Source organism: Chryseobacterium sp. II3a (assembly GCF_057815135.1).
The window spans coordinates 252,614-278,991 of the sequence record NZ_JBYPZJ010000001.1 but is presented as its reverse complement, the minus strand read 5'-3'; the positions used below and the strand labels follow the sequence as shown (position 1 = coordinate 278,991).

The following is a 26,378-nucleotide window of genomic DNA, read 5'->3' as shown; positions in this document are numbered from 1 at the left end:
ATTTTATTATTTTTTTAGGTCTAGTGATTCCTTATAACTTGCAATATTAAAACAATGAATATCATTGTCTGCTTTCTCAAAATTATGATTTACAGCATTTTCATTACTGCGAAAAATAAGCGCGTAAGCATAGTTCTTACTTTCTCTTTCCAATTTTTCTTTTCTTTTCAGTCCAACAAGATCAAACTCATAAATCCCTCTGGGCAGATCAAACCCTCTTGCCGGAAAATAAGATTCAATATGTCCATCTGCTCCTGTTGGAATCTGATCTTCTTTATCCGTTATATTCTGTTTGATATTTTCCAGACGGTATTCCAGATAATCAAAACTGGCAAAGCAAATTCTCCCTATCTCACCCACTTCAAGAAAAAAGTTATTGTACCGAAAGACCTCATCATATTCCTGGGGCCATTCAATATTTTTCTCATCTACAGAAGTAAATATTGTATATTCGAAAACATTGATCTGATAAAACGGAAGAAACTTTCCATCTTTAATAGAGCTCAAAAAAAAGATCCTTATGCTTGTCAAAATAAGACAGCAATTTCTTCCCTCTGCACTTCTTTTCCCTGAGATATTCCGTAAACAGATCTGTAGAAATAATAGCCATTCCATAGCCATCTGCAGAAAATTCACCTATATTTTCCATATTTCAATCCTATTTTTAGATACTTAAATATTTCGTCTCCAATTTTTTAACATGGAAACCACCAACTTATTGAATAGATCCTGTTGTCTTTAAAATACATATTAATATGTCCATCAGAAATATCCTCTTTATCTTCCCTTAATCTGATCACCGGAAGTTCTCCTTCACCAAAACGTTCCAAATGGCTAATGTTTTGTACCGAATTGGGAAATATCTTTTTAATATCCTCCAGCGTAGTCTTTGCATCTATTCTAATTCCTTTGTACAGAATAAAGTTTCCATTGAAAAATCTGAATTCATTAACTCCTACTTTTTGCTTGCTGCTTTCAAAGCAAGATCCGTTTTTATAGAGATATTTATCCTCAGCGCTTCCCTCTTCAAAAATATAGGAACACGGCTGCTCATCAGCCATTAGTTTAGTACTGTCTGCCTTTCCGAAAACTTTTTCAAAATCCTTAAAGTCGAAAATCCTTTTTAGTTTACCATTGAAACGTATATCTTCTGCCAGCATAACATCGTCCTGCCCATCGTTTACTGCTTCTGATGTCTGTATGGTGTTTTGTACTGCGGAATCTGTTCTAGTTGTATTTTCTTTCAGTTCGGTTTTGGATGCCTTCCCCTGCTTTTCTTCTTTTTTCGTATTACAGGCCTGAAATAGAATGATCATGAATGCTATAGAAAAATACTTCATATTTTAAATTTGTTTACATGGTATAAAACTCTGATCAAAAAACAAAGAAAAGAATTCGTCTTCTGCTATCAGAATCGGTTTTATCAACACGAAATTACAAAAAAAGCCTTACTAAAGCATTTTTAGACCCATTATTAATCTTTTTTAACTTTTACAATAAAAATAAGGAAGTGTATTTCAAAGACTCATTATTTCAGATATTTATATTAACTTTTGGTATTATTTTGTAATTTTAAAACCAATCTTAATAAAAGATTAATAACCAACTCATCAGAACATATTATGTCCAATATTGATCACGCTATACTCATTGGCTCTTCAAAAGAAAAAGTATACCATGCCATTGCCAGCCAATCTGGTTTATCTGCATGGTGGACTCCTCATACCAAAACCAGTGCTGAAGTAGGCAGTATTGCCAGATTCTCTTTTGGTCCGGATTATTTTAAAGAGATGAAAATCATAAAACTTACTCCTTTTGAGGAAATTCAGTGGCATTGTATTGCAGGTGCTCATGAGTGGATTGGAACTGATATTTCATTTCATCTTTCATCCGGAGATAAGGAAACACTTCGTAAAATGCATCCGGAAATGGAAGGCCAGATTGAGCAATTGGTATATGACAGCGGTACATTATTGATATTCCGTCACAAAGGCTGGGATATCTACTCACCGATGTTCGCTGAATGCAATTACACCTGGGGGCAGTTTCTGAGAAGTCTTAAATTACTTTGTGAAACCGGGAAAGGAAAGCCCTGGCCACATCAGCATCGAATATGAACTAGTTTTAAGACAGGAAGCTGGACAAGGCAAGCTGGAAGTTACTTTAGCTGCAGCATCAATGATTATCGCAGCATCAATTTATAGTTATTCTTTAGAGGCCGCATAATTCCCACTTTTAATTTCCCAGATTACATTATGGAATGGTATCAATCCCTGTTATTTTAAATTTACCGTCTGATTTTCTCAAAGTAATCATCCCTTGAGCACCTTCCCAATGTTCTGAAGGCGGAGCCAAGGTATATAAAAAGTAAATTCCATGTCTTTTCACTTCTTGATTAAAATAAGGATGGAAAAACTGTATATTAAAATTTTTATATTTTTTCACTTCAGTTTTTAACGGTTTTTCAAAAAATATTTTATAGTGTTTTTTATGAAATAAATCTCTGGTTACCTTCACTGTGAGATGATTACTGTTTTTAGATTCTGTATCATCTCTACACGGTCTGCAATAAAAGGGAAATTCACAAAGGGTTTTTATTTTTTCCTTATTATTGTTCATTACAGCATCGGTAAAATCAGTCCAGAATTTTTGTAACAGAATCTGGTCCTGAGCAGAGATTTTATTATCAGCTATCCCTATCTGCCCGGGAATGCATATTGAAAATAAGAAACTAAATAATACAACCAGAATATTTTTCATAACAGGTTATTTTTATTATTTCAGATTATTATTTTCCTTATAAAATTGATTGTCTGTTTCTCTCAGAAAATCAAGATAACTGAAATTAGCCGCTTTATTTTTTCGATATTCCAGATAATCATTATAATATTGGAACACTCCGCCTAATCTGGAAGTTAACAAAGGGGTTTCTTGGGCACTGATTGCTTCTAAATAGCCAACTTTCTTGCCCTTTTCATTCAACATTGACAATACAAGATATGTGATACCATTCTGCTTACCACTAAAAACTCTGGCTCTATCCACACTATCTTTTCCATTATCAAAAACCAATTTGAACTTTTCCTTTGTATTCAGCAGATAGCCCAATACTTTTTGAAAATTATCCGGATTTTCGAGATTAAGTTTAAATCCCTCACAGTTATTTCCCTGATTTTTTCCGTAAAAAGAAAGCATTCCCGGAGTAAAATTTCCTGATTCCGGAGCATCTTCGATATTAATTCCTCCAAAATTAATGGGAAGCTTACCATTATTCACAACATCCGCTTTGTAGATAGCATATTGAATAGCCTCTGTTCCCACGCCGGTTCCATACGTTTTCAATCCTAATGTTTTTAAATCAGCCTGCTTAATAGGAAGCTTCATTTTCTCTAAATCAAAACCCTGACTTTGACATGATTGAAAAAAAAATGAAAAGCTTAGGATGAAAAAGAGAAATTTCAGTTGATGCATGATATTAAAATTTTATATTGGTAATCAACAGACAAGATACAAAATTTAGATTCTTACTATTCAATATCCAGATCCGGTTTTGGAAATGTTTTTTGAAAATTAAAGGAATATTCTGAAGCTCCATTCTTTTGCAGATACTCTAGTCTTTCCAATGCTTCTTCTATACTTGGATATTGATCATCTTTAATCCACCAGAGTACATATGATGCTTTTCCGTATTTTTGGAACCATTCTTTTCTTCTTCGTAAAAAATCAGCGTGAAACGTTTTGTAAGTAAAATATTCCAATGATTCTTTATCTTTCCATACTGAGAGGTTGATGATGACCTGTTCATCATTAAATGGATTAAAACCTGTAGCGTTATTATCTTCATCCTTTAGCCGCCATACAAAACCATTACTCTCTTCTGCGAGTTGATTCACTGAATCAAAGTGTTCAACAAATTCTTTCATGACCGGATCTTCAATAGTAACGCCAATCATCCTGGCTACATTAATTTGTGCTAATTGATACATTTTATTATTTCCTGTTTTATGTCTATTATTGTGTAAAAATAGGTCCTGCAGTATTAGTAGAAAATAACTATCAATTTAGATACTATAAAAAAGATGGAAAAAAAATGTGAAACTTCTTATATTAATGTCAACCAAAAATCCTACCCTTGTGCCGTAAGTTTTGTAATGGATCTTATTGGCGGCAGATGGAAAGGAGTCATTCTATGTCATTTAAAAAATGGAGACAAACGGTTTGGTGAACTTAAAAAAGAGCTTTCTTTTATCACTGAAACAACATTAAGCCTTCAATTGCGACAATTGGAAAAAGATCAGCTGATTACCAGAACTGTTTTCGGGACAAAACCTCCGGTTAAAACCGTATATAGCTTATCAGAATTGGGCACTTCATTTATTCCGTTGTTAGATAATATCAATGAATGGGGTAAAAATATTCTGGAAAGGAAAATAACATCTTAAAAATCTGAAAAGCTACTCAAATTTTTAAGATGTATTTCAGATTAATACACTTTGCTTCCTTTAATAGTCAGGGCATGTTTAGTTTTTATTGAAGGACAGCATCTTCCGTCTTCTTCAGTATATTCCAGTTTTTCTACAATGATTTTTCCATTTTTAATGGTATCAAAGGCAAACAGGTAATCCGGTTCATATCCTGCTATCACTTTAACGGTATGTCCGTCATTTTTGTACAGTGACAACCCCTGACCTATCAGTGCATTTCCGCCTCTAGGTGCAATATTCCAGTAAATAGCTATATCTTCTATCCCATCACCGGTAAAATCTCCTACATTAGGAACCTGAAGATCAATAACACCATCATCATACGTTTTAAGAATCTTAGGCAGATAGGCTTCAAATTGTTTTACAGCCAATTTCACGGCTTCTTCTTTGGAAATGCTTCTTTTGGGAGCTTCCGATTCTTTTGAATTTGATTTCTGGTCTTTGGATAAAGACTTTCCTTCTTTCAGTTCATCTTTTTGCAGCCCTTTACGGTCAGAATTGTTGCAGCCTGTCAACACTGCAAGCAGCCCTAAAACACCGATGATCTTTCTCATATACTTTGTATTTCTGATAATAAAATTGAAGTGATAAATATACAGTTATATGACACAATCGGGCCCATTGGATTTTTATTATTGGATTAAAAGACAAAATATAACCTTTTGAAAGGTATTATTTAAGTAAAATCTTTATCCGTACGCTACAATCTATCTCGAAAGGAATAAAACCTTGTGAATATTTAAAAACAAAATTAATGTCTGAAAAATCAATTTTCATTTTAACTAAATTCATTAATCCAGCCACTTTATCAAAAAACAGAAAAACCAATCGCTTATTATTATAAGAGATTGGCTGATTGCCACCATCTGCATTTCTTGTACAAAATTAATTTTAATTACTTCATTAAAACTTCAGGATTGGCAATATGAGTTGGATGGCCATTGATATAGTTGATAACATTTTCAAAGGCTTTCCCAAAATACAGCTCGTAACTTTCTTTAGCCACATACCCTAAATGTGGGGTACAAATCACATTATTCATATTCAGCAGACTAAAATCCGGATTGTAAATAGGTTCATCTTCATAGACATCAATTCCCGCTAAAATATTTTTACCGCTTTTCAGTGTATTCAGCAGTGCATATTCTTCAATAAGCTCTGCCCTTGCTGTATTTATTAATACTGAATTTTCTTTCATTTTCATTAAATCCTCTTCTTTTACAATGTGTAAGGTATTTTCATTCAGTCTTAGATGTAAACTGATAATATCTGCTGTCCTAAAGAATTCATCTTTATTGTACGCTTTTTCAAAACCATCCTCTACTGCTTTGTTTCTGGAAGCTTCACTTCCCCAAACCAGAACTTTTGCACCAAATACTTTTGCATATTGAGCAATCCTCTGTCCTATTTTACCATATCCCCATATTCCTATTATTTTTCCATTGATGGTATTCCCAATATTAGTCTGCCAGTGTCCATTTTTCATTCCTTCAATAGCTTGAGGAATTTGTCTTACGGTATTCATTATCAGTCCCCAGGTCAATTCTGCAGGAGCTATTGGAGATCCCACTCCTTCTGCAACAAGAACATTGCGCTCAGTACATTCATCCAGATTCAGATGATTAGATATTTTTCCTGTCTGACTTATCAGCTTCAGGTTGGGCAAGTATTGAAGTAATTCATTAGAGATTTCAGTTCTTTCACGAGTCAGCACTATAACTTCTGAATCTCCAATTAATGATGCTAATTTCACAGGATCTTTTTCGCTTTCATGCAGAATATTTACATTTTGATGTTTCAATATTTGAAAACATTCCAGATTTTCAATGATATTTTGATAATCATCCAATATTGTTATTTTCATATTTTTATTTTTAATATCAGGTTTACAATTGTAGATAATTCCTTACTTCAAATATTGTTCTATAGATTTTTCAAGAATCTCTTTACCATTTATTGTCAGATTTTGATAGCTATAGAAACCATAAACAGAGTCAAAATTCAATTCTGAAAAGCGTTTTTTAATCCTTACTATTTCAGATCTCTCTAAAGGAATTCTATTAGGATAACTATACATAATAGCAAAAAAATTCATACTCGGTGAAAGATACATCGTATCACCACAAAGCATCACTCCATGCTCTGAAAAATGAGGAAGCATCAATATGCTGCTTCCTCTGAAATGGCCGCCAATGTTTTCAATTGTTATAGCATCCCAGAGTTCAAATGATTTACCAGACCAAAGATGTATACATTCCCCATGATCAACAATATATTCTTTATCAAGCTCATGGAGATAAATAGGGCAATTAAATTGTTTTGCCCAATCATTCATATTACTGTAGTAATGAGGATGAGAAATAGCTATTGCATTTATTCCACCTTTTTCACTGATAAAATTGATTACATGCTGATCTAATAAAGGAATACAATCCCAAAGAATATTCCCATTTTCTGAAAGAACCAACAAGGCTCTTTGTCCTATAGCAAATCTTGGAGTAACTGTAATCTCATAAAGATCTTCTCTGATCTTCAGAATCCTGGTTTTATTTGTTTTTGATAATTTTTCATGCGTTGTCCAGGACTGTCCTCCAACTGGTATATATTGCCTTTCATCTGCACATATGCTGCATACCGGCAAGTCATAGTTTTCCGGAAACTGTGTTCCACAGGCTGTACATACATTTTTCATTGTATTCATTTATCATAAAGTGTTAGTTTTCAGAAGTCATATTCATCGAACCATATAGTGTTCAATATCTTATGAATTTCATATTCCAAAATTATACAAAACACCTTTTTGCTGAAATGGATAAAATGTCGAAAGAAATGGATATTTAGGAAGCTAAGAATGAAGTTTTCTGAACTCTGTTGGACTCATCTGATTATTTACCATAAAAAATCTTGTAAAATATGAAGAATCATCAAACCCCAGCTGAAAAGCAATTTCTTTAATCGAAAAATCTGTGTAAGTCAACATTCTTTTAGCTTCTAATAAAAGCCTGTCCTTAATGAGCTGATGAGCTGTTTTATGACTGTTTCTTTTACATAACTCGTTTAAAGTTCTTGTTGAAAATTTAAGCTGCTCACTATAAAAGGTAAGATTGTGCTGATTCCTAAAATGATTTTCCACCAACTCCTGAAACACCTGAAACCGAATAGAATTGGAAGTATAAAGATTATCGATTGGGAAACTTTCTTTTTTGATTTGATATATCTTTAACAGTAATGATTTTAATAAACTTAAAACCAATGTTGTCATTGGAACTCCACTTACCTTGGTTTCAGCAAAAATAATTTCAAAAAGATTTTTGATTTTTTTTGCCTCGCTCATCGGTAAATTAAGAACCGGGAGAACATCAACATCATTGAAAATAGCAAATTTCAATAAGAATTTTGATGCCGGCTCATCATTGGTAAAAAAATGTTCATTGAATTTGATGACTCCACCAGAGGATAATGTATTCTTTTGAATTTTATGGGCATTCCTGGGATGTAACAAAAAAATACAAGGTCCTGAGTAATGGTAATCCACAAAATCAATCGTATGAATTCCGCTTCCTTTTTCTACCCAAATAATTTCGTAATAAGTGTGTTGATGAATATCAAGCCTGTTACTATTTTTGAGATTTGCATCCTGATAATAACTAATGTAAAAGTTTTCTAACATGCTATTAGGAAAGCTATCTTGTTCAGAATAAATATGAATGTTATTTTTTTTCAAAAATTATTGTCTGGAAAGGTTAATTACTAGATACTATCACATCAGCAAATCTATGTAAATTTTTGTAAGTTAAAACTTTAGACTTAAAACTATATTTTTTCTTTTCATAAGTTCTTGTTTAACCTTTACAAAAGCCGATAAACACGACAATTCAATATTATTTTATAAAAAAGTGAAGAAAAAATTTGCGCAACCGATTGGTTTCATTTAACTTTACATATATAATTCCACCAAATAAAATGACAAGACGGGATATTTTTCAGGCCATTGCAGATCCTACCAGACGGGCCATTATCAGCCTCATTGCGATACAGGCTATGACTCCTAATGCTATAGCAGAACATTTTGCAACTACAAGACAGGCAGTTTCAAAGCATCTGCGCATTTTAGTGGAATGTGAACTTGTAAAGCAGGGACACCAAGGCAGAGAAATATATTATTCTCTTGAAATTGATAAGATGAAAGAGATAGATCATTGGCTGGAACAGTTCCGTACAATATGGGAGACTAAATTCAACCAATTAGATGAATTATTAGCAAACATCAAAAAATAAGAAAATATGAAAACTAATCTTTTATTTGATTTTTCTGTAAACAAGGAAAACAATACAATCGTTATCAAACGGGAATTTAATGCCAATCTTGAACTGGTTTGGCAGGCATGGACAACCGCTGAATTATTAGATCAATGGTGGGCTCCGAAACCTTATCATGTTGAAACCAAATCACTAGATTTTGTGGAAGGCGGAAGATGGCTGTATGCAATGGTAAGCCCTCAGAATGAAAAACTGTGGTGTAAAGCTGATTATGATAAAATAGATGTTCAGAAAATATTGACATGGCTGGATGCATTCTGTGATGAAAACGGAAAAGAAAACACAGATAAACCGCGCTCCCATTGGACCAATATTTTCTCAGAAGAAAATGGCATCACCACTGTCAATATTACACTTCAGCATGACAGTCTTGAGGATATAGAGACGATGATTCAGATGGGATTCAAAGAGGGGATTACCATGTGTATGCAGAATCTGGATGAACTTTTGCCAGCCATAGCAAAGTAATTCTCCCTATGATTAAAATTAAAAGTTCTGTTTCAAAAGTTAATTTTAAACTTTTGAAACAGAACTTCTACAATTGAAAATTACCGAAAAAGATCATCTAAAAACCTATATTTATCAAAGTCTTCATCCATGCATTATAGTCTATCTCTGATGGAATATTGTATCTTTTCCTGGATCTGGATTTTCGCATTTCCACAGTGTGAACCGTTACAGAGATATAGGCAGTAATTTGCTTAGCAGAAAAGCCAAGATATAAAAAAGCTGAAAATATAAGTTCTTGATTTTTGATTCTGGGATTAATCTCTAGCATTTTTTCATATACTTCCGGAGCAAATGATTAATCTGTTATTAATAGTAATTCAAAAAAGACAGTTAATAGATATTATTATCACATTCTTTATTTGCTAGTATTGAAAGTCTTTCAATAATTCTTCATAATCAGGTATAAACCCTGGGAAAGCAGTACCTTCTATCCTATAAGTGATGACCTCATTTTTTCCTACATAAGCTTCTAAAACATCTTTTATATAATCTGATATATAGTCATTTTTTTGACCAGTTATATTTACTTTGCCTCCTGAAGCAATTGCTAAATAGATTTTTTTGTTATTAATAAGTCCCACTCTGCTACCAGTTTGATCAAATCTGTAAGTAATACCTACACGAACCAGCTGATCAATCCAGGCCTTCAAATTAGCAGAAATTGAAAAATTATGGATAGGAGTACTGATAACAATAATATCAGCTTCACTCACTCTCTCTAACAAATTATCTGAGTATTTGAATCCTTCAAAAGAGGTATAAGCAGGGTCCTCCGGTGACATATAGAATCCTCGGATCATTGTATGGGTAAATAATGGTGGTTGCTCTTCCACTAAATCCCATGTTTTAACCTCTATTGAAGAATCTTTATTTTTCAGATTCTTAATTATTTCTTTACCTAGATGGGTGCTGTAAGAATCATTTCCTCTGGCGCTTGATGTGATATGCAAAATCATTTTCATCTTTTAAAATTTATATTATTACGATTAAAGTATAATGGGTAAAAGGTCCAATAAAAATTTTATCATCAAATCATTATTGACAATCTTCTATAATGATCTCTTCTTACCTTTTTGATTATTTTTTTAGTTTCTGGGTTGTACTTTAAGTTGACATCAATAGTTTCACTGCTTTTCTATTCGCTATTTTTCACGATCTGATCTACTGGAAGCTAATATTATTCAAAATATACCCCCAATAAATATGACAGTTGACAATTATCTAATGCCGCATTTGGAAAGAACGATTCCATCTCCGAAAATGCTATATGCTCTTCTAAAGCTAAAGTTTTTAACATAACAAAAATTCTTATACAAAGTAAAGACACACATTAAGAGTGAAATGTGACGTTTTGTTAGGTACTATTCAATACCATCATGCTTCTTCTGTGAGAAATAGCATGATGATATTTTTTAATGAGTAATATATCTATTGGAAACAATAAACAAAACTATTTAGAAAAAAAGATGTTCAGAAAAAAGTTACTTTTATTCTCTAGAATTCAGTAGAACAGGATATCTTAATAGTCCTTTTACTTATTTTAAATACTATTTTCTTTATTTCTAGACCATTGATTAACAGCCTTAGTTTGTAAGTTGAATTTAATCGCTATGAACCGAAGAGTGGTAGCTATTACTATGGCTATTATAGCAGATGTCTGGGCATGAATCCCACAGCTTATTCCCAGAATTAAAAATATCGTAATAGCAACAATAGAGTTCACGGCATAATACTGTCCGGGTTTAAAGAAATGAGATTCTTCTTTAATTAATATATCACGAAGCAGCCCTCCTCCAACAGCATTTATAAATCCAATAATGAATGCTGAGAAAATACTGAATTCCAATATAATAGCTTTTTGAGTACCAAATACAGCATACATTCCTAATGAAATAGCATCAATAATATTAATAATCTGTGAGAAATGCTTACTGTATTTATACCAGAACATAGCAATACTGCCAGCTAAAAAAACCGATAATAGATATCTGTAATCCAAGAGAGGGGCAGGTGGTCCATTTTGTAATAACGTATCCCTGATTAAGCTGCCACCGGTACTGGTAACCATTGCAACAATAAAAACCCCTATAAAATCATATCCTTTTTCAATTGCTTTTACAGAACCTGAAAAAGCAAATAAAAAAACTGCTATAAGGTCAAAGAAAGTGGGAAGCAAATAATGTCCGTTCATTTTTTTGTGTTTTCGTAAAAATACACTTTTTATATGAAGGCTATTCTTTTGGAAGATTAGGTAGTTTTAGAGACATGGAGAAAGAAATACTAAAAAAAGGTTAGAATTTAACTTTCAAATAACACAGCCCTATACTTCGCTTAATAATATTAATCTCATTGTTTGAAAATCATATATTATTAAAAATCATTTGAATATAAATTAAATACCAACAATTTAAAATGATAAAACAATAACAAAAGAAATATAAAATAGATGTCCAGTTTACTAATATCTTTATTTTGAGGTACTATTTAAAAGTTTTGAATTTGTTGATTTATTAATGAATATCAAATAATCAAAAGAATTAGCAACATTTGTCTTTTTAAATTCATTTTTATCTGTTCCTGATCCCGTTTTGCGAAATAGAATATCTTTCAATATCCAATGGCCAAGTTTGTTATCATCCTTTCTGATTGCTTTTAAATCCAAAATAAAAATTGGAATGCCGAGTGAATTAAGCTTATATTCTAATGTTTCTGCCCTTGCTTTTTCTGAGTTATAAGTACCTAGTTTACCATCAATACTTGCAGAATAAGTACCTTCATAAAAGGCAAATCCAAAATTCACAAAATCTTTATTATACATTTCATTGATCCAATAGCCCATTCGATCTGATTTTAACTTGGCAATATGATAATTATGAGCGGAGACAATTACTTTAGAATTCTGATAGTTTTCTTTCATCCATTTAACATTCTCCGCCATAAATTGGTCCCTCTTAATAAAACTGAGTTCGATATATTGTCTGATAATATCTACATTTAGCAGGAAGCGCGATTTCTCTTCCGGATTTTTTATGGAGACAGATTTTTGTTTTATTAAAAACAGATACTCAGATATAGTGTTTTGACCTTTTTTAGAATAGGTTCTAAAGCCTCTATTATTTTCTTTTAAAGCTGTTTCAAGATCATTAATCTCTTGTTCAGACCAATTATTTTCCTGATATATTTTTCTTATCTGATCTATCGCTCCATTTGCATACTGCATATCAAACCCATCAAAAAAAACTTTTGAATCATGATTTTCATTATGTTTTTTTAACCATTCAACAAAATTTAAAGTTTCTTCGGTTTGCCAAAGCCAGAAATACATACCTTTTAGAATATCTTTAGGGTTTCCTTTTCCTTCCTGAATATATTGATTCATTAAAAAACTTTCAGGCATATTGGCTTCGAGCGAAAAAACATTGAAATTTTTATTAGCGATCAAATATTCACTTATTCTATATTTCATTTGATACACTTCACTCGAACCGTGAGTAGCTTCTCCTAGTCCTACGACTGTAGAATTTCCAATGAGTTTGTTTAAGATGAGTAAATCACTATTATCTTTTTCCGCCGGGTTTAAAGTTTTGATTGGATATATAAATTTCGAAATATATTCTTTCTCTTCAGGATTTAAATCATTTTTTGATTGTGCATTGATTGTTATAAAAAATACAATCAAAATAAAAGATAATTTCAACTTCATTTGCTGGTTATAGTTATAGTAAACAATTATACAAAAATATTGCTTAAAATTATTAATGTAAACATTTTATAATACACTATGTTGTAGATCTTTTTTCTTTTTCAATTCTTACATCAATATTAATTGCCGGACTTCCTGCAACTATTTTCTCCCAATTGCTGTAAAAAGTTCTTTCAAAAACAGTTCTTAACAATGCAGCACTAAAACCAAAATCACCTTTAAATCCACTCATAACCTGTACAGATACGTAAAAATCTTCTTTATCAATCCAAACAGAATAATCATTTAAATCAAAAGTAAATGTCCCGTCTATGATTTTATCTGCAGTGAGTTCTGTGGTAAGATTTTCCAAAAGAATAGATTCTCCCGGTTGTTTATTTTTATTAGAATAAATATTGAAATTGAGAACTATAGGTTTATCTGTTTTAAACTTTGCAATGTTAAGATGTATTTTCTCTATTTTCAGCCTTTTTTTGTTTGAAAATGGGATTGCAAATTCCCTATAAGCCGTTTGACTGGAACCATTTGAGCTAAACCCATACAGCATTTTCTTTGCTTTTGATTTGACTCCGATATTCTTACTTTCAAAAGCTTTTGGAACTATTTTTAATTCAGCAATTTCATTAACTTTTTCTTTAAGAATAATAGTATGATTATTTGAATGGATAAAATCTTTGATATTTTGCTCAAAAGAATTATACCCTCCTAATTGAACAATTATTTTTTTAGATTGATCAATATCGGATAAATCAATACTGTAATTTCCATTTTCATCTGTAAGTGCTCCGATATTTTCATTTTCAACTCCGATTCTTGCGTAGGGAATCACCTGATTTTTTTCGTTAGAAATAATTTTCCCAGAAATAAGTTGAGAATTTGTAAAATTGAATAGCAATAAAGAAAAAAAGATAAATTTTATTTTCATATGTATATTTTATTATTAAAATACTGATCAAATATACTATTTATTATCAATTTTCATTAGTCAACAGATCTTAGTCATTTGCAAACTTATCTGTTTACCAATACCAATAGAAAAATAAAATCAGAAAATATCAAAAGGTAAAAAAGAAAACCCGCCTTAGATAGTGATCTAAAGCGGGTTTATATATTTATTAATTATTATTAATCAATAATTATTTTACTTCTTCGAAGTCTGCATCCTGTACATCTTCAGCTCCGGCGTTATTTCCGCCAGGGTTCTGAGCACCTGCATCAGCACCTGGCTGTTGACCCGCTGCATATAATTCTTCAGAAGCCGCCATCCATGCTGCATCTAAAGCTTCAGTTTTAGCTTTTACGTCATCAGCATTTTTAGCTTCGAAAGCAGTTTTCAATTCTCCGTGAGCTGCTTCGATTGCTGCTTTTTTGTCAGCAGAAAGTTTTTCACCGAATTCTTTCAATTGCTTTTCAGTTTGGAAGATCAATCCGTCAGCTTTGTTGAAGATCTCAACTTCTTCTTTTTTCTTAGCATCTGCTGCAGAGTTTTCCTGAGCCTCTTTCTTCATTCTTTCAATTTCTTCGTCAGAAAGACCTGAAGAAGCCTGGATTTTGATAGTCTGTTCTTTACCAGTTCCTTTATCTTTAGCAGATACACTTAAGATACCATTCGCATCAATATCGAAAGTTACTTCAATTTGAGGAACTCCTCTTGGTGCTGGTGGAATATCTGTAAGGTCGAATCTACCGATTTCTTTGTTGTCATTGAACATAGATCTTTCCCCTTGTCCTACTCTGATGCTTACCGCTGGCTGGTTGTCAGAAGCTGTAGAGAATACTTCAGATTTTTTAGTTGGGATCGTAGTGTTCGCTTCAATTAATTTAGTGAATACAGAACCCATTGTTTCAATACCTAAAGAAAGTGGGGTAACGTCAAGAAGTAATACGTCTTTTACGTCTCCTGTTAGTACACCTCCTTGGATAGCAGCACCAATTGCTACAACCTCGTCCGGGTTAACTCCTTTAGATGGTTTTTTACCGAAGAATTTTTCTACTTCTTCCTGGATGATCGGGATTCTTGTAGAACCTCCTACCAAGATTACCTCATCGATATCAGAAGTTGATAAACCTGCATCTTTTAATGCTTTAGCAACCGGCTCCATAGATCTTCTTACTAGATCTGCAGATAGTTGCTCGAATTTAGCTTTAGTTAAAGTCTTCACTAAGTGTTTAGGACCTGTAGCTGTAGCTGTGATATACGGTAAGTTGATCTCAGTCTGTGGAGAAGAAGATAACTCGATTTTTGCTTTTTCAGCAGCTTCTTTCAATCTTTGAAGCGCAATTGCATCTGATTTTAAATCTACACCTTCTTCAGCTTTGAATTCGTCAGCCATCCAGTTGATGATTACATCATCAAAGTCATCACCTCCTAAGTGAGTATCACCGTTTGTAGATAATACTTCGAATACACCATCACCTAAATCAAGGATAGAGATATCGAAAGTACCACCTCCAAGGTCATATACTGCAATTTTCTGATCTTTATGGTTTTTATCAAGACCATAAGCTAACGCTGCAGCTGTAGGTTCGTTGATAATTCTTTCTACTTTAAGACCTGCGATTTCTCCAGCTTCTTTAGTAGCTTGTCTTTGAGCATCGTTGAAGTAGGCAGGAACAGTAATTACTGCTCTTGTTACTTCTTGTCCAAGATAATCTTCAGCAGTTTTCTTCATTTTCTGAAGAGTCATTGCAGAAATTTCCTGCGGTGTATATTCTCTGTCGTCGATTTTTACTTTTACTGTATCGTTTGGTCCAGCTACAACTTTATAAGGTACTCTTGAGATTTCAGCAGCATCTTCTTTGAAGTGTGTACCGATAAATCTTTTGATAGAGTAAACAGTTTTAGTTGGATTCGTTACAGCCTGTCTTTTTGCAGGATCACCCACTTTTCTTTCTCCATCTTCTGTAAATGCTACGATAGACGGAGTAGTTCTCTTACCTTCTGCGTTAGGAATAACAACAGGGTCTTTACCCTCCATTACAGCAACACAAGAGTTGGTTGTTCCTAAGTCAATTCCAATTATTTTACTCATAATATTTTTATTTTTTTCTAATTTTTATATTTAATTTACATTCACTATTTCACAACATTTGTACCATACCCCGTTTTGTGACAAAATGACACAATCAAGACAAAAACCCTGAAATAATAAGGTTTTCTGTTACACGAATACTGAAATTTTTTCATGTAAAATTGATTTTACTATTATTATCAGTCATAATCATCACATCATTTAATAAATATATAGATAGGATAAAATAATATTAGACGGGCGGAAATCCCATATTACAACATGACAGGAATAAAAGTGTTAAAATTAATCAAAGTTTAACCTAAGAAATAGAGATATAATCTGTACGAATTATTATTTTTGATAAAATATACACATTTAGAATGTCATTACACTTTAATCCACGAGATATTACATGGTTGGCCTTTAATGAAAGGGTTTTACAGGAAGCCATGGATGAAAAAGTTCCTTTACATTTAAGAATACGTTTCCTTGGCATTTTCTCCAACAATCTGGATGAGTTCTTCCGAGTGCGTGTTGCCGGATTAAAGCGTGCCATGGATTTTAAGGAAAAGGTAATTGCCGAATCCTTTTATCAGCCCCCCTCCAAAATTCTTCAGCGAATCAATGAAATAGTAATGAAACAGCAGCTGAATTTCGATAAGACCTGGAAAAAAATCCAGACTGAAATGGCTGATCATAAGGTATTCATTAAAAATGCCAAAAACCTTACTGCCCAACAAAAGGAGTTTGTCAGAAACTACTTTGATGAAGTGGTAGAATCTAATGTGATCCCTATTCTTCTTCATGAAAACACCCCAATGCCATATCTGAGAGATAAAAGTCTCTATCTTGGGGTTGCGATGAGGAAAAAAGACTGGCAGTATTCCAGTAATTATGCCATCATTGAAATTCCGTCCCGATTTGTAGGCCGATTTGTATTGCTTCCTACAGAAGATCCTGAAGAAAAGAATGTAATGCTCCTGGAAGATGTTATTACTTTCAACTTACCGCATATTTTCTCTTATTTCGGATATGATGAGTTTGCAGCCAATGCATTTAAAGTAACCAAAGATGCAGAATTGGATTTGGATAATGACATCCGTACCAACTTTGCAGAAAAAATAGAGAAAGGGCTTAAAAACCGAAGAAAAGGGAAACCTACCCGTTTCGTTTTCGATAAAGATATGGATAAGGCCTTGCTGGAACTCCTTATCAGAAAACTGAATTTAACCAAGAAAGACAGTATTATTCCTGGAGGAAAAATCCATAATTTCAAACATTTCATGGATTTCCCTGATGTTTTTGAAAAATATGAAAGACCTGTAGAGCGAACATCTTTTACTCATCAGGCTTTTGAACATGGAGAAAGAGTGACAGACGTTATCATGAAAGAAGATGTACTGCTTACTTTCCCATATCATAAATACAACCCGGTGATTGATCTTCTGCGTGAAGCCGCCATGGATCCGGATGTAAAATCGATCCAAATTACCGCCTACAGACTGGCTAGTAACTCAAAAATCAGTAATGCATTGATTTATGCAGCCAGAAATGGTAAAGAAGTAACGGTAATGCTTGAACTGCAGGCCAGATTTGACGAGGAATCCAATCTAGAGTGGAAAAATATGCTCGAACCGGAGGGAATTACTGTTCTGATAGGTCTTCCAAACAAAAAGGTGCATGCCAAGCTTTGCGTTATCAAAAAGAGAGCCCATAATAAAACCATTCAATATGGATTTGTAAGTACTGGAAACTTCAATGAGAAAACAGCAAGAATTTATGGTGATCATTTGCTTCTTACTTCTGACCGAGGCATTATGGCAGATATCAATAAAGTCTTCAATGTGCTTAAAAAGCCAAAAGATGATTACCTTCCCGTTTTGAAAACTTGTAAAAATTTACTAGTTTGCCCTCAATTTATGCGTGAAAAGATTGTTCACCATATTGATAAGGAAATTGAGGAAGCAAAAGCAGGAAGAAAAGCAGAAATCATCGTTAAAGTAAATTCACTGAGTGACAGATCTTTAATAGAAAAATTATATGATGCAGCTACAGTAGGAGTAACCATCAGACTTATCGTAAGAGGAATCTATTGTGCCGTTAACCAAAAAGAATTTAAAGAGAAAATTAAAGCTATCAGCATCGTAGACGAATATCTGGAACATGCCAGAGTCATGTATTTTTATAATAAAGGAGCGGAAGATCTGTATATTTCCTCTGCCGACTGGATGACCAGAAATCTTGATTACAGAATTGAAGCTGCCGCCAAAATAACCGATAAGAACCTTAAAAAAGAATTAAAAGACATTCTCGATATTCAGCTTAGGGATAATGTAAAAGCAAGGATTTTAGATAAAAAACTGAGCAACGAATACATCAGAAACGATAAAAAAGAGTGTAGATCCCAAATAGAAACCTATAAGTATCTAAAAGATAAAACAAGTAAAAAATGAAGATCGCAGCAATAGATATAGGAAGTAATGCCGCCAGACTTCTCATCAATGAAGTAAAGATAAATAACAAAAAACCAGAATTCATCAAACTCAACCTTCTGAGAATCCCTCTGAGATTGGGTATGGATGTATTTACCATAGGAAAAATAGGTCCCGAAAGAGAAAAAATGGTCATCGATTCCATGAAGATTTTCAGTGATCTGATGAAAATTTATAACGTAGATCATTACAGAGCCTGTGCAACCAGTGCGATGCGTGATGCTGCCAATGGCGATGAAATTATAAGACAGGTAAATGAAACCTCAGGAATTAATATTGAGATTATTTCCGGAGATGAAGAAGCCACTTTAATCTATGAAAACCATGTCGCTGAAGGTCTTGACAAAGAGTTTGCCTACTTATATATTGATGTAGGTGGTGGCTCCACAGAACTTACCTTCTATGAAAACGGCAAAATGGTGTATGAAAGATCTTTCAATATAGGGACCATCCGTCTTCTCAACAATCTTGTCACACTAGATAACTGGAATGAAATGAAAGGAGAGATCAAAAAAAATATTGTCAGCAAAAAACCAATCGTGGCCATCGGATCAGGAGGAAACATCAACAAGATATTCTCCATGAGCAAAACCAAAGATGGAAAACCTATGTCTTTATCTCACCTGAAAAAAGTTCACAAAGAATTTAATGAACTTTCGGTAGAAGAAAGAATGACAAAGTACAGCCTTAGAGAAGACAGAGCCGATGTATTGGTTCCTGCCTTAAGTATTTTCAATAATGTAATGGCATGGGCAGATATTAATAAGATTTTTGTTCCGAAGATCTCCGTGGCAGACGGTTTGATCCAGAATATTTACAGCCAGTTGCAGCATAAGAAATAGTTTCTTAAACATAACCAGATTCAGAACCAGGCAATTTTTGTCTGGTTTTATTTTTTCAAGCTGTCATTGCGAGCAAAGCGAAGCAATCTCATCATCACAACAATCAGAAATATTTCATTCAAAACCACCTTATTCTTTAGGTTTTGGCTAAAGCCAATGGAATTTTTATTTATTTAGCCCGGCCCTATTGATATTGACATCCGGATGCATAATAGTTGTTTAACGACAAGATCTTTTATCTTTTATCAAAAAAAAATAAAGTAATCCTTCATCCTCATCCGTCATACAACTATCAATAGCAAAACAATGAATCCAATCAAAATAATTCTTACAGGAGCCACCGGAATGGTCGGTGAAGGTGTTTTAATGGAATGCCTTGAAAACCCTAATATCTCTCAAATATTGAGTATCAGCAGAAAACCATCAGGAAAAACGCATCCAAAACTGAAAGAATATCTCGTTCCTGACTTTTTAAGCATTGATCTCAATGATGAAAATCTCAAAGGTTATGATGCTTGCTTCTTTTGTGCAGGAATCAGCAGCGTGGGAATGAATGAAGAAGATTATACCAGAATCACTTATGATACCACGATCCATTTTGCAGAAGCTGTTTTACATCAAAATCCTGAAATGGTATTCAATTATGTATCCGGAGCCAGTACCGATAGTACCGAAAGCGGAAAACAGATGTGGGCACGGGTAAAAGGCAGAACAGAAAATGCGTTAAAAAAGATGAATTTTAAAGGGGTTTACAATTTCAGACCCGGATTTATGAAACCTATTGAGGGTCAAATCAATGTAAAATGGTTTTTCAAACCTTTTATTTGGTTTTTTCCTATTTTTTTACCGTCAAAATCATTAACTTTACATGAAGTTGGAAAAGCTATGATCAATACCGTAAAAAAAGGGTATCCTTCTTCAACATTAGAAATTAGAGACATTAAAAATTTAGCGATATGAGAGACATGTTAAAAAGAATTGTCCTGGTTATATTTGTACTCTTGGTTCTGACTGCAGTTTCAGGGTTTCTCTATATGCAGAAACACCCTCTGGAAGGTGCTAAATCAGGAACAATGCTAAATTTTTCCGGTAAACCTGCAAAATAGCTAAATCTAAAACATAAGTCTATCATTATTCTCTCTTTTATCAGAAACAGACCTATTTTTTAAACATTTATTAAAATTCCATTAAAATAGTTGACAAACATAAAGTTCATTTTTGTATCTATCTAATTGAAATCAAAAATGATCAACAACTACCTATTAAAAGGGTCTGTCGTAGCTGCATTCTTTTTCCAGAGCGGGCTATTTGGGCAGACACTTATTCATTACTGGAATTTTAATAATAATTCATCCGAAACCGCCATCACTGCACCTTCATCTACACTGGTGAACGGCTCTCTTTCAGCAATAGCAGGAGGAACAAGTGTAATAGATTTTGCAGGAGGAACCGGACAAAATTTCAGTATTGATAATTTAAATGCAAGAAATGGAGATTTACCGGGAACACATTTAAGATTCAACAATCCTATTGGCGGCGGATTACAGTTTAATCTGCCTACAACCGGATACAATAGTGTCATTGTAAAGTTTACAACAAGAAGATCCGGACAGGGAGCCGGAACACAAGCCTGGTCTTATACAACGGATGGAACTACTTTTATCCCTTATCAAACGGTAAGTCCACAAGATGCCGATCCACAATTGATCACTTTTGATTTTTCTGCGGTGTCAGGAGTTTCCAATAATCCCAATTTTAAATTAAAAGTTGAATTCTCTGCAACAGGTGGCGGAACAAGTGGTAACAACCGTTTTGATAATTTTACAGTAGATGCAACACCTACAGGAACTTCCGATACAACTCCACCAACAGCCACTTATCTTCCTATCAACAATACCAATAATGCTTCAACAACTGTAAATCCTACTATTTCCTTTAATGAAAATGTAAGATTAACAAATAACTCTGCGATAACCGATTCTAATGCACAAAACCTTGTAGAATTCCGTCTTGGAAATGCTACAGGTACACAAGTTCCATTCACGACAGCTTTTAGCAACAACGTCATCACCATCATCCCAACTTCCGGCTTAGTGCCGGGACAAATGTATTACCTGGCGCTTAAGCCCAATACTGTTGAAGATTTCAGTGATAATGCCGTAACAGCAGTCACTTCTTCTACATTTACCACTGCCGGAACCTCTATTTCTCTTGAGAAAAATTTCATCAAGGTGGAGGAAAATGCAGGAACACTGGCTTTCAAAATCAATGTAGCCAATCCTTCAGCTTCAACGGTAAATCTTGTTGTAAAACCTGCTCCTTTTAGTACTGCAGATAACAATGACTTTACTTTAGCCAATCAAACCATCAATATCACTCCTTCCACAACGAGTTATACTGTCAATATTCCCATTATTGATGATATATTGGAAGAACAAAAGGCTGAATATTTTGTAATAAGCCTTGAAGATCCAACAGGTGCAACCATTTCAGGAGATAATTCTGCAACGATTTATATTGTAGATAACGATAAACCAGCACCCGTTCCTTCTAATGAGATCAAACTGAATTATATCGGAAGCTTTGATCCTTCCGGAAACAACAACAGTTCTACGGAGATTGTAGTTCATGATCCTGCTACCCAAAGACTGTTTACCATCAGCTCTCTTACCGATGTTTTTGATATTATTGATTTCAATACCCCTACTGCTCCATTGGTTGTGAATACCATCAATATGGCTCCTTATGGTGGAATCACCAGTATAGCTGTTAAAAATGGAATTATTGCAGCAGCATCTCCCAATACCAATCCACAACAAAACGGTTCTGTAGTGTTCTTTGACATCAATGGAAATTTCCTAAAGCAAGTCACTGTAGGAGCCTTACCGGATATGATCACCTTTACACCTGACGGAACAAAAGTAATTACAGCCAACGAAGGAGAACCTAATGATGCCTATACGGTAGACCCTGAAGGAACCATCAGTATCATTGATATTTCAGGCGGAATTGGTAACCTCACGCAAAGCAATGTAACTACATTAAATTTTAATAATTTTGATTCACAAGTGGCTGCTTTAACCGCTACAGGCCTAAGAAAAGTAAGAACCAACAATACCCTTTCCCAGGATCTGGAGCCGGAATATGTTACAGTAAGTGCAGACAGTCAAAAAGCTTGGGTTACCCTTCAGGAAAACAATGCGATTGCTGAGGTGGATCTTGCTACTAAAAGCATCACAGGAGTCTGGGGGCTTGGAAAAAAAGATATGAACCTTCCTGGAAACGGTTTTGATGCTTCAGACAATAATGGTGAGGTTCTTATCGCCAACTGGCCTGTAAAAGCCTATTATCTTCCTGATGCCGTACAAAATTATAAGATAGGAAACACCCACTATATTGTAACTGCCAATGAAGGAGATGAAAAAGATCTTTCCGGATACAGCGAAAGAACTACTGTAGGGGCTAACAGTTACACCCTAGATCCTACAATTTTCCCAAATGCGAATATCTTAAAAGCTTCTCACAACCTGGGAAGATTCAGAGTGTCTTCTGCTACAGGAAATACTGATGGAGATACAGATTTTGAAGAAATTGCAGCTTTAGGAGCCCGCTCATTCTCCATTTTCAATGCAGATACAAAGCAACAGGTATATGACAGTGGAGATCAGTTTGAAAGATATATTGCAGACAAACAACCATTGATCTTCAATGCAGATAATGAATCCAATACCATTAAAAGCAGAAGCCGTGCAAAAGGTCCAGAACCGGAAGGAGTAGCTCTTGGAACGATCCATGGGCAAACCTATGCCTTCATTACCCTGGAAAGAACTGGTGGTGTAATGGTTTATAATATCACGAATCCAAATAATCCTACGTTTACAGATTATAAACATTCTCGTTCTACCTCAGCTTACGGTGGAGATAATGGTCCTGAAGGAATTATTTATATTGCTCCTGAAAATACCACCACTAATAAAGGATATGTTATTATTGCCAATGAGATCAGCGGAACACTATCAATGTATGAAGTGGCCCTACCTCCTACTTTGACCACTGGTGAAGTAAATTCCGAAAAAGCAACATTCAATGTATTCCCGAACCCTGTTAATAAAGGAAATATTTTATATTTCAACAGAAAACAGGATTACGAATTATATGATATGTCCGGAAAACTGATTAGAAAAGAAAAAAATGCCCTTACAATCAGTACTACAAATCTTTCTACAGGAGTTTATCTTGTAAAAACTTCAGAAGGACATCTTAAAAGAATTATTGTAAAATAATATACCATTCTACGATTTGATTGAAGCCTCTATTTTTAGGGGCTTTTTTATTAGGATCTATTTAAATTATACCACTGGAAGAGAGGTTGAAACCACCAACATCCTTGTCAAGGTTTAAAACCTTGACAAGGATTGTCTCTTAGATTAAACTAAAATCTTTGGATTTAAAACAATAACCTATCCCCACCGTTGAAATAGATTTTCTTTATCTTCTAAAAAAGCAATCATTTAACTTTTGATTAACTATGAGAAAATTATTTTGTACTTATATTTACCCACAACAAAAACCAAATTCAATATGAAAAGTATTAAAACAGCAGGTATTTTAGCAATTCTGTTACTAGGAACAGGAACAGCATTTTCTCAATCCAGAAAAACAGAATCTACGAAAGGAGTAGAGCAGTCTAATGGAAAAACAATACAGGTAGACGGTGTAGGCCATACCCTCAATTATAGTCTTAATGGTGGAAATGTTGAGGTTTCGGGAGGTGATAATACAGTAACAGTTAAAGGAAGTGCAAGGAAGATTTCAGTTTCGGGAACAGGTAACAAAATATATATTGATAAAGTGGATAATGTTGCCATAGAAGGAGGTAATAATACGGTATACTACAGAACTTCAGGAACAAAATCAGGAAAACCTAATGCTTCTCTTACAGGAGTGGGAAATAAAGTGGTGAAACAATAATTTACCCATATCATTAAACAACTAAGGCTCAAAGATATCTTTGAGTCTTTTTTAATAGTTTAAATCAACGATTATTTTCAATAGAAATAGAATTTATTTCCCTTAAAGTATAAACTTCTTCCATAATTATATAACACCAAGATTTTTATTCATTCTAATTTTATCCCGCGAAATGAAAAGAGTCTTTCACATACTGTTTATTCTTCTTTATATTGTAGTTTCTTCGGGATTTACTACGAGTAAACATGTGTGTAAAGGGAATGCAAGTGAAGTACATGTAGGTCTGAAAAAACTCTCTGATTTAGACTGTCCGAAATGCAGTGCCAACAAAGAAAAAAATCACAGTAAATGTTGTAAACTGGAAGTAAAAAAGATCTGCAAAGAAGATAACCTTCCTCACTCCTACAAAAACTCTCCTGTTAAGTTTTTATCGGCATCGATTCCTTATTATAATCTGGGTGCTGTATTTGATTCGGTATCTGCTCTTGATGCTGAAAACCATACTTTTTATTTTGATCCTTCAAAATACCATCTCAACTACCCTTCTCTTTTTATCCTTCATTGTGTTTATAGAATTTAGAATAGATTGAATCCTATGTGATCCCGATCGGGACAATTATTTTTCAATTTTAATTCTAAAAATATTCTATGAATTTATCATTCAGAGCACTTATCCTATGGCTGAGTTGCCCTGCACTATCCTTTGCTCAGTTGACGAGTTTAGAGGATGTACTTCTCAGGGCCGAAAAAAACTATCAGTCTATTCAAAAAAAAGAAATCAATATACAGGCTTCACAGGAAAGACTTAAGCTTCAGAAAACATACTATTTGCCGGAAGTAACATTGGCTGTTCAGCAGAGTTTCGGAACCATCAATGCCCAAAACGGACCTATGTACAATATGGGAGTTTCAGGTATTGCCTCCACTTCCATGCCTCTGGCAGAACAAAACTGGAATGCAGCTTTTGGAAGCTTATATCTGGCCAATATCAATTGGAATGTCTATACTTTTGGAAAACTTAAAGCGAAAGAAAATATAGAAACAGCTGATGTGGAGCTTCAAAAAGCAGATTTGAAACAGGAAATATTTCAGCAGCAGATAAAGGCCGCCGCCGCTTATTTCAATCTTCTTGTAAGTCAGCGTCTTGAGCATGTACAACAGGAAAACCACAAACGTTCAGAGGTCATTTATATGATTGCCCAGGCAAGAGCCAATAGCGGGCTGATCCCAGAAGTAGATGCATCACTGGCCAAAGCAGAAATGTCAAATGCACAAACTGCAATCATCAATGCCAATGACCATGTTCTTGATTATAATCAAAAACTATCAGATCTTCTGGCAGAGAACTTCAGAGACTATCAACTGGATCATTATTTCAGTAAAAATACTCCCATTTTCATCCAGGAAGTCTCTTCTTTTGATCAACATCCCAGCAGTCTTTTGGTGACTCAAAAAATTAATAAGAGTAAGCAGCAGGAAGGTTATCTCAATAAATCTGCTTTGCCCTCACTTTCAATGTTTGGTTCATTTCAGGGACGTGGATCCGGTTTCGAATGGAACTATGTTCAGGATAATTCTGCGTATTCCCCATCTTATCTTGAAGGTATTGGCATCAATAGGATGAATTATATTGTAGGATTCAATCTCAGCTGGAACCTTACTGATTTTTACAGGAATAATGCCAGAATAAACGAACAGAAACTGATTACAAAGACTTTGGATGTGGATTATCAGCTCCTCCAGCAGGAACTTTATAATCAGCAGAGCCTTTCAGATCTGAAATATAAAAATGCTTTGTCAAAAGTAACTGAATCCAAAATCCAGTTACAGTCCGCTACCGATGCCTTTAATCAACAAAAAGCACTGTACGAAAACGGATTAACGACTATTGTAGATTTTACACAGGCATTATATCTTCTGAACCGGGCTGAAATCAACTATGAAATTGCCCAGAACAATTCCTGGCAGGCTGTAGTACTGATGGCAGCTTCCAAAGGAGACCTATCACTGATTACCAAAGCAATTGCTCATTAATTCAAAAA

General features: G+C 34.1%; 27 protein-coding genes. 12 read left to right on the top strand and 15 right to left on the bottom strand.

Annotated elements, in window-relative coordinates:
* Positions 1–6 precede the first annotated feature (6 nt).
* Genes AC3HD6_RS01315 through AC3HD6_RS01305 form a run of 3 tightly spaced genes read right to left on the bottom strand, consistent with a single transcriptional unit; the run spans position 7 to position 1,340 of the window.
* On the bottom strand, positions 7–507 hold the full coding sequence (locus AC3HD6_RS01315; protein ID WP_488894716.1) for a hypothetical protein: 501 nt from the start codon (positions 505–507) through the stop codon (positions 7–9).
* Positions 494–649 (bottom strand): hypothetical protein, encoded by a 156-nt coding sequence (locus AC3HD6_RS01310; protein WP_488894715.1) that lies wholly within the window; start codon positions 647–649, stop codon positions 494–496. The genes AC3HD6_RS01315 and AC3HD6_RS01310 overlap by 14 nt, the downstream gene beginning before the upstream one ends.
* Before the next feature lie 46 nt (positions 650–695).
* The gene (locus AC3HD6_RS01305; RefSeq protein ID WP_488894714.1) at positions 696–1,340 is read right to left on the bottom strand and encodes a hypothetical protein; all 645 of its coding nucleotides are present in this window, start codon (positions 1,338–1,340) and stop codon (positions 696–698) included.
* A gap of 282 nt (positions 1,341–1,622) precedes the next feature.
* On the opposite strand from AC3HD6_RS01305, the gene AC3HD6_RS01300 reads away from it, so the two are divergent.
* A complete protein-coding gene (locus tag AC3HD6_RS01300; RefSeq protein WP_488894713.1) occupies positions 1,623–2,117 on the top strand; it encodes an SRPBCC family protein in 495 nt (164 codons plus the stop codon).
* A 136-nt stretch (positions 2,118–2,253) separates the two neighbouring features.
* On the opposite strand, the gene AC3HD6_RS01295 is transcribed toward AC3HD6_RS01300, so the two are convergent.
* The 3 genes from AC3HD6_RS01295 to AC3HD6_RS01285 all read right to left on the bottom strand — a co-directional run bounded on the left by AC3HD6_RS01295 (position 2,254) and on the right by AC3HD6_RS01285 (position 3,986).
* Complete coding sequence (locus AC3HD6_RS01295; RefSeq protein WP_488894712.1) at positions 2,254–2,760, bottom strand: hypothetical protein; 507 nt, start codon at positions 2,758–2,760, stop codon at positions 2,254–2,256.
* Between the two features lie 15 nt (positions 2,761–2,775).
* Entirely contained in the window at positions 2,776–3,384 is a 609-nt protein-coding gene (locus AC3HD6_RS01290) for a hypothetical protein (RefSeq protein WP_488894711.1), read from the bottom strand.
* 143 nt (positions 3,385–3,527) lie between these two features.
* Positions 3,528–3,986: a DUF3291 domain-containing protein gene (locus AC3HD6_RS01285; protein WP_488894710.1), complete on the bottom strand. Its 459-nt coding sequence runs from the start codon at positions 3,984–3,986 to the stop codon at positions 3,528–3,530.
* A 93-nt stretch (positions 3,987–4,079) separates the two neighbouring features.
* Here AC3HD6_RS01285 and AC3HD6_RS01280 point away from each other — a divergent pair, with 93 nt between their 5' ends.
* On the top strand, positions 4,080–4,442 hold the full coding sequence (locus tag AC3HD6_RS01280) for a winged helix-turn-helix transcriptional regulator (RefSeq protein WP_488894709.1): 363 nt from the start codon (positions 4,080–4,082) through the stop codon (positions 4,440–4,442).
* A gap of 41 nt (positions 4,443–4,483) precedes the next feature.
* Here the strand turns inward: AC3HD6_RS01280 and AC3HD6_RS01275 are convergent, their stop codons facing one another.
* The 4 genes from AC3HD6_RS01275 to AC3HD6_RS01260 form a co-directional block, all read right to left on the bottom strand.
* Positions 4,484–5,038 (bottom strand): membrane lipoprotein lipid attachment site-containing protein, encoded by a 555-nt coding sequence (locus tag AC3HD6_RS01275; protein WP_488894708.1) that lies wholly within the window; start codon positions 5,036–5,038, stop codon positions 4,484–4,486.
* Positions 5,039–5,379: 341 nt separating this feature from the next.
* Entirely contained in the window at positions 5,380–6,348 is a 969-nt protein-coding gene (locus tag AC3HD6_RS01270; RefSeq protein ID WP_488894707.1) for a D-2-hydroxyacid dehydrogenase family protein, read from the bottom strand.
* A gap of 42 nt (positions 6,349–6,390) precedes the next feature.
* A complete protein-coding gene (locus AC3HD6_RS01265) occupies positions 6,391–7,176 on the bottom strand; it encodes an MBL fold metallo-hydrolase (RefSeq protein ID WP_488894706.1) in 786 nt (261 codons plus the stop codon).
* 153 nt (positions 7,177–7,329) lie between these two features.
* Positions 7,330–8,154 carry a helix-turn-helix domain-containing protein gene (locus tag AC3HD6_RS01260; protein ID WP_488894705.1) on the bottom strand — a complete coding sequence of 275 codons (825 nt, stop codon included), beginning with the start codon at positions 8,152–8,154 and terminating at the stop codon, positions 7,330–7,332.
* Positions 8,155–8,447: 293 nt separating this feature from the next.
* Between AC3HD6_RS01260 and AC3HD6_RS01255 the strand changes: the two genes are divergently transcribed.
* Both AC3HD6_RS01255 and AC3HD6_RS01250 read left to right on the top strand, forming a co-directional pair.
* On the top strand, positions 8,448–8,762 hold the full coding sequence (locus tag AC3HD6_RS01255; RefSeq protein ID WP_488894704.1) for an ArsR/SmtB family transcription factor: 315 nt from the start codon (positions 8,448–8,450) through the stop codon (positions 8,760–8,762).
* 6 nt (positions 8,763–8,768) lie between these two features.
* Entirely contained in the window at positions 8,769–9,272 is a 504-nt protein-coding gene (locus tag AC3HD6_RS01250) for an SRPBCC family protein (protein ID WP_488894703.1), read from the top strand.
* Positions 9,273–9,676: 404 nt separating this feature from the next.
* Here AC3HD6_RS01250 and AC3HD6_RS01245 read toward each other — a convergent pair whose 3' ends face one another.
* From AC3HD6_RS01245 to dnaK, 5 genes are all read right to left on the bottom strand, one after another.
* On the bottom strand, positions 9,677–10,276 hold the full coding sequence (locus tag AC3HD6_RS01245) for an FMN-dependent NADH-azoreductase (protein ID WP_488894702.1): 600 nt from the start codon (positions 10,274–10,276) through the stop codon (positions 9,677–9,679).
* 578 nt (positions 10,277–10,854) lie between these two features.
* The gene (locus AC3HD6_RS01240) at positions 10,855–11,505 is read right to left on the bottom strand and encodes a trimeric intracellular cation channel family protein (protein WP_488894701.1); all 651 of its coding nucleotides are present in this window, start codon (positions 11,503–11,505) and stop codon (positions 10,855–10,857) included.
* Positions 11,506–11,781: 276 nt separating this feature from the next.
* A complete protein-coding gene (locus tag AC3HD6_RS01235) occupies positions 11,782–13,017 on the bottom strand; it encodes an erythromycin esterase family protein (RefSeq protein WP_488894700.1) in 1,236 nt (411 codons plus the stop codon).
* A 76-nt stretch (positions 13,018–13,093) separates the two neighbouring features.
* Entirely contained in the window at positions 13,094–13,942 is an 849-nt protein-coding gene (locus AC3HD6_RS01230) for a carboxypeptidase-like regulatory domain-containing protein (RefSeq protein ID WP_488894699.1), read from the bottom strand.
* Between the two features lie 211 nt (positions 13,943–14,153).
* Positions 14,154–16,049, bottom strand: coding sequence for a molecular chaperone DnaK (dnaK, locus tag AC3HD6_RS01225; protein ID WP_488894698.1), 1,896 nt, complete (start codon positions 16,047–16,049; stop codon positions 14,154–14,156).
* A 362-nt stretch (positions 16,050–16,411) separates the two neighbouring features.
* Here dnaK and ppk1 point away from each other — a divergent pair, with 362 nt between their 5' ends.
* The 8 genes from ppk1 (at position 16,412) to AC3HD6_RS01185 (ending at position 26,370) form a co-directional block, all read left to right on the top strand.
* A complete protein-coding gene (gene ppk1 / locus AC3HD6_RS01220; RefSeq protein ID WP_488894697.1) occupies positions 16,412–18,484 on the top strand; it encodes a polyphosphate kinase 1 in 2,073 nt (690 codons plus the stop codon).
* Complete coding sequence (locus AC3HD6_RS01215) at positions 18,481–19,365, top strand: Ppx/GppA phosphatase family protein (protein ID WP_488894696.1); 885 nt, start codon at positions 18,481–18,483, stop codon at positions 19,363–19,365. Before ppk1 ends, AC3HD6_RS01215 begins: the two co-directional genes overlap by 4 nt.
* A gap of 306 nt (positions 19,366–19,671) precedes the next feature.
* On the top strand, positions 19,672–20,325 hold the full coding sequence (locus tag AC3HD6_RS01210; protein WP_488894695.1) for an NAD-dependent epimerase/dehydratase family protein: 654 nt from the start codon (positions 19,672–19,674) through the stop codon (positions 20,323–20,325).
* Complete coding sequence (locus AC3HD6_RS01205; RefSeq protein WP_488894694.1) at positions 20,322–20,471, top strand: hypothetical protein; 150 nt, start codon at positions 20,322–20,324, stop codon at positions 20,469–20,471. Before AC3HD6_RS01210 ends, AC3HD6_RS01205 begins: the two co-directional genes overlap by 4 nt.
* Positions 20,472–20,609: 138 nt before the next feature.
* The gene (locus tag AC3HD6_RS01200; RefSeq protein WP_488894693.1) at positions 20,610–23,648 is read left to right on the top strand and encodes a choice-of-anchor I family protein; all 3,039 of its coding nucleotides are present in this window, start codon (positions 20,610–20,612) and stop codon (positions 23,646–23,648) included.
* A gap of 298 nt (positions 23,649–23,946) precedes the next feature.
* Positions 23,947–24,336 (top strand): DUF3060 domain-containing protein, encoded by a 390-nt coding sequence (locus AC3HD6_RS01195; RefSeq protein ID WP_488894692.1) that lies wholly within the window; start codon positions 23,947–23,949, stop codon positions 24,334–24,336.
* Between the two features lie 172 nt (positions 24,337–24,508).
* The gene (locus tag AC3HD6_RS01190; protein ID WP_488894691.1) at positions 24,509–24,916 is read left to right on the top strand and encodes an HYC_CC_PP family protein; all 408 of its coding nucleotides are present in this window, start codon (positions 24,509–24,511) and stop codon (positions 24,914–24,916) included.
* Positions 24,917–24,984: 68 nt separating this feature from the next.
* Positions 24,985–26,370 (top strand): TolC family protein, encoded by a 1,386-nt coding sequence (locus tag AC3HD6_RS01185; RefSeq protein ID WP_488894690.1) that lies wholly within the window; start codon positions 24,985–24,987, stop codon positions 26,368–26,370.
* Positions 26,371–26,378 lie beyond the last annotated feature (8 nt).

Excerpts from the sequence above, each read along its gene's own strand:
- AC3HD6_RS01195 (WP_488894692.1), top strand. The coding sequence starts at position 23,947 with ATGAAAAGTATTAAAACAGCAGGTATTTTAGCAATTCTGTTACTAGGA.
- AC3HD6_RS01280 (WP_488894709.1), top strand. The coding sequence starts at position 4,080 with ATGGAAAAAAAATGTGAAACTTCTTATATTAATGTCAACCAAAAATCC.
- AC3HD6_RS01235 (WP_488894700.1), bottom strand. The coding sequence starts at position 13,017 with ATGAAGTTGAAATTATCTTTTATTTTGATTGTATTTTTTATAACAATC.
- dnaK (WP_488894698.1), bottom strand. The coding sequence starts at position 16,049 with ATGAGTAAAATAATTGGAATTGACTTAGGAACAACCAACTCTTGTGTT.
- AC3HD6_RS01190 (WP_488894691.1), top strand. The coding sequence starts at position 24,509 with ATGAAAAGAGTCTTTCACATACTGTTTATTCTTCTTTATATTGTAGTT.
- AC3HD6_RS01290 (WP_488894711.1), bottom strand. The coding sequence starts at position 3,384 with ATGAAGCTTCCTATTAAGCAGGCTGATTTAAAAACATTAGGATTGAAA.
- AC3HD6_RS01270 (WP_488894707.1), bottom strand. The coding sequence starts at position 6,348 with ATGAAAATAACAATATTGGATGATTATCAAAATATCATTGAAAATCTG.
- AC3HD6_RS01275 (WP_488894708.1), bottom strand. The coding sequence starts at position 5,038 with ATGAGAAAGATCATCGGTGTTTTAGGGCTGCTTGCAGTGTTGACAGGC.
- AC3HD6_RS01310 (WP_488894715.1), bottom strand. The coding sequence starts at position 649 with ATGGAAAATATAGGTGAATTTTCTGCAGATGGCTATGGAATGGCTATT.
- AC3HD6_RS01265 (WP_488894706.1), bottom strand. The coding sequence starts at position 7,176 with ATGAAAAATGTATGTACAGCCTGTGGAACACAGTTTCCGGAAAACTAT.
- AC3HD6_RS01185 (WP_488894690.1), top strand. The coding sequence starts at position 24,985 with ATGAATTTATCATTCAGAGCACTTATCCTATGGCTGAGTTGCCCTGCA.
- AC3HD6_RS01305 (WP_488894714.1), bottom strand. The coding sequence starts at position 1,340 with ATGAAGTATTTTTCTATAGCATTCATGATCATTCTATTTCAGGCCTGT.
- AC3HD6_RS01255 (WP_488894704.1), top strand. The coding sequence starts at position 8,448 with ATGACAAGACGGGATATTTTTCAGGCCATTGCAGATCCTACCAGACGG.
- ppk1 (WP_488894697.1), top strand. The coding sequence starts at position 16,412 with ATGTCATTACACTTTAATCCACGAGATATTACATGGTTGGCCTTTAAT.
- AC3HD6_RS01300 (WP_488894713.1), top strand. The coding sequence starts at position 1,623 with ATGTCCAATATTGATCACGCTATACTCATTGGCTCTTCAAAAGAAAAA.
- AC3HD6_RS01210 (WP_488894695.1), top strand. The coding sequence starts at position 19,672 with ATGAATCCAATCAAAATAATTCTTACAGGAGCCACCGGAATGGTCGGT.
- AC3HD6_RS01215 (WP_488894696.1), top strand. The coding sequence starts at position 18,481 with ATGAAGATCGCAGCAATAGATATAGGAAGTAATGCCGCCAGACTTCTC.
- AC3HD6_RS01245 (WP_488894702.1), bottom strand. The coding sequence starts at position 10,276 with ATGAAAATGATTTTGCATATCACATCAAGCGCCAGAGGAAATGATTCT.
- AC3HD6_RS01230 (WP_488894699.1), bottom strand. The coding sequence starts at position 13,942 with ATGAAAATAAAATTTATCTTTTTTTCTTTATTGCTATTCAATTTTACA.
- AC3HD6_RS01285 (WP_488894710.1), bottom strand. The coding sequence starts at position 3,986 with ATGTATCAATTAGCACAAATTAATGTAGCCAGGATGATTGGCGTTACT.
- AC3HD6_RS01295 (WP_488894712.1), bottom strand. The coding sequence starts at position 2,760 with ATGAAAAATATTCTGGTTGTATTATTTAGTTTCTTATTTTCAATATGC.
- AC3HD6_RS01205 (WP_488894694.1), top strand. The coding sequence starts at position 20,322 with ATGAGAGACATGTTAAAAAGAATTGTCCTGGTTATATTTGTACTCTTG.
- AC3HD6_RS01200 (WP_488894693.1), top strand. The coding sequence starts at position 20,610 with ATGATCAACAACTACCTATTAAAAGGGTCTGTCGTAGCTGCATTCTTT.
- AC3HD6_RS01250 (WP_488894703.1), top strand. The coding sequence starts at position 8,769 with ATGAAAACTAATCTTTTATTTGATTTTTCTGTAAACAAGGAAAACAAT.
- AC3HD6_RS01260 (WP_488894705.1), bottom strand. The coding sequence starts at position 8,154 with ATGTTAGAAAACTTTTACATTAGTTATTATCAGGATGCAAATCTCAAA.
- AC3HD6_RS01240 (WP_488894701.1), bottom strand. The coding sequence starts at position 11,505 with ATGAACGGACATTATTTGCTTCCCACTTTCTTTGACCTTATAGCAGTT.